The following is a 2610-nucleotide window of genomic DNA, read 5'->3' as shown; positions in this document are numbered from 1 at the left end:
GAATTACATGGGCCCCCTGTCGGTTGCACTGCGCAACGTGGTCGCGCTCTTCAGTGACGGCGTCGAGCCGTACGCGCCGACGCCGTCGGACATCGTCTACGACGAACCGCACCGCAGGCTGCTGCGCTACCGGCGCTCCACCCCCGCCACCGGCGATCCCGTGCTGCTCGTGCCGCCGTTGGCGGTGACGATCTCCTGCTACGACATGCGACCCAGCCAGAGCCTGGTGCGATTCCTGCTCGAGCTGGGACGTGAGGTCTATGTGCTCGACTACGGCGAGATCACCTACGCGGACCGCGATCTCGGCTTCGAGGAATGGGTCGACGACATCGTGCCCACCGCGATCGAGGCGGTCAGCGCGGACAACAGCCACTCCCCCGTCGACCTGATCGGCTGGTCCTTCGGCGGCACCATCAGCGTGCTCACCGCAGCCGGGCACGCCGACCTGCCGATCGGTTCGGTCACCGCGGTGGGAACCCCGTTCGATCAGCGCCGCAACGGTCAGATCTCGCTGGCCCGCAAATTCGGGCAGCTCACCGGCGGCCGCGAGGTCACCGTGCCGGTCCGCGTGGCAGGCGGCGTGCCGAAGTACGGGGTGCGGGCGGGTTTCCGCATCCAGTCGATCGACCGTGAACTCACCAAGCCCTGGTACATCGCCCGCAATATCGCCGACACCGAGGCACTTGCCCGCATGCAATCGGTGGACCGGTTCATGGACACCATGCCGGGCTACCCGGGCCGGTTCTATCGTCAGGCCTACCGGCAATTGATCATCCGCAATGAAATGTTCAAGGGCACAGTGCATCTGGGCCCGCATCGCGCGATCGATCTGACGGGACTCACCGCGCCGACGCAGCTGATCGGCGGCACCAAGGACGCGCTGGCCTCGTCGGCGTCGGTCGCGGCCGGCATCGGGGTCCTCACCGGCGCGGCGCGGGTTCGGTTCACCGAGGTCCCGGGAAGCCATCTCGGCATCATCGCGGGCCCCACCGCCCGCGACACCACCTGGGCGACGATCGCGGACTTCCTCGACAGTGTGCGGTTGTCCACCCGCACACCTTCACCCACGCACTGACCCGACGGCCCCGGGGTCGATCGATCGCACCCCCGCGCGCCGCTTACGCCGCGGGCGTCACGCGCTGCGCATGGCGCGGTAGACCGCCGAGCCGACGAAGGCGCCGAGGTCATCGGGATTCCACTCGTCGCGGTGGGCGAACAGGGTGCGGACCGCGCTTTCGGCGGCCGAGACCCATAACTCCACCAGCGCCGGCAATTTGCGTTCGGCGTCGTCGACTCCCCAGGCCAGCAACGTCGGCCGGAGCAACGCCGTGCAGCGCTCGACTGCCAGCTGACGACCACGTCCGAAGGAACCGGCGACGGCGGGATCGGGGTTGCCGTAGATCAGGCGCCAGGCATCGGGGCGCTCGGCCGCCTTGTTGAGCAGGGTGCGGAAACCTTCGACGAACACCGTCTCGTCGGCGTTGGTCGCGCGCGGCGGCAACACGTCGAGCACACCCGAGATCAGAAAACTCTCCTCGCGCTGGATCAGCGCGTCGATCAGCTCGACCCGGTCGGGGAAGCAGGCGTAGATCACCGGGCGGGTGACCTTCATGTAGTCGGCGACCGCGCCCATCGTGACCGCGGCGATGCCGTCGTCGGCGGCGATGGCGAGCGCCGCGTCGAGCACCTGCGGTCTGCGCCGCTCGGGGCCGAGGTGCGCGGCCCGCCCTCGCCGCTGCAGTGCCGTCTCGCTACCCATGCGCCCACCATAGCAACCACCTCGGCATTCCTACACTGATGTACGAAAATGCTACAGTGGCGAATGAACCGTCCGACCGTGCTGGACGCCCGCAAGAGGAGCGACGATGCCCCAGGATTTCTTCAACCCGAACACCGCCGACTTCGCGCAGTTCGACCCGCAGACGCGCCGGCTGTTGCGCGCGACGGTCGACTGGTTCGAGAGCCGCGGCAAGACCCAGCTGCTCGACGACGACCGGTCCCGCGTCTGGCCGTCGGACTTCCTCGACTTCGCCAAGAAGGAGCGGCTGTTCGCCACCTTCCTCACCCCGGCGGCCGAGGCCGCCGGTGACCCGGACAAGCGCTGGGACACCGCGCGCAATGCCATGCTGAGCCAGATCTTCGGCTTCTACGGCATGACCTACTGGTACGTCTGGCAGGTCACCATCCTGGGCCTCGGCCCGATCTGGCAGAGCGACAACGCCGTGGCCAAGAAGAAGGCCGCTGCCCAGCTCGACTCCGGGGAGATCTTCGCGTTCGGCCTGTCGGAGAAGGAACACGGCGCCGACGTGTACTCCACCGACATGATCGTCGACCCGCAGCCCGACGGCGGTTACACCGCGACCGGCGGCAAGCACTACATCGGCAACGGCAACCTGGCCTCGATGGTCTCGGTGTTCGGGCGCCGTTCGGACAAGCCGATCATCGACAGCGCCGCGGCACTGCGGGGCAAGCCGACGCAGCAGGATTACGAGGGGTATCTCTTCTTCGTCGCCGACTCCCAGCACGACGCGTACAAGCTGAAGAAGAATGTCGTCAACAGCCAGATCTATGTCGCGGCATTCGATCTCGAGAACTACCCCGTCGCCGAGG

The 2610-nt window shown here is 67.6% G+C and carries 2 protein-coding genes and 1 pseudogene; 2 read left to right on the top strand and 1 reads right to left on the bottom strand.

The window, feature by feature from the left end; genetic code table 11:
• Positions 1-7: 7 nt before the first annotated feature.
• Positions 8-1075, top strand: coding sequence for an alpha/beta hydrolase (locus tag ACFWF3_RS31640; RefSeq protein WP_379317442.1), 1068 nt, complete (start codon positions 8-10; stop codon positions 1073-1075).
• A 57-nt stretch (positions 1076-1132) separates the two neighbouring features.
• Here ACFWF3_RS31640 and ACFWF3_RS31635 read toward each other — a convergent pair whose 3' ends face one another.
• Positions 1133-1759, bottom strand: coding sequence for a TetR family transcriptional regulator (locus tag ACFWF3_RS31635; protein ID WP_378989799.1), 627 nt, complete (start codon positions 1757-1759; stop codon positions 1133-1135).
• A gap of 106 nt (positions 1760-1865) precedes the next feature.
• On the opposite strand from ACFWF3_RS31635, the pseudogene ACFWF3_RS31630 reads away from it, so the two are divergent.
• A pseudogene (locus tag ACFWF3_RS31630) lies at positions 1866-2610 on the top strand (acyl-CoA dehydrogenase); the annotation flags it as partial.

The organism is Nocardia sp. NPDC060220 (assembly GCF_042727815.1).
Taxonomy (GTDB): domain Bacteria; phylum Actinomycetota; class Actinomycetes; order Mycobacteriales; family Mycobacteriaceae; genus Nocardia.
This window is presented reverse-complemented; position numbering and strand designations above follow the sequence as displayed.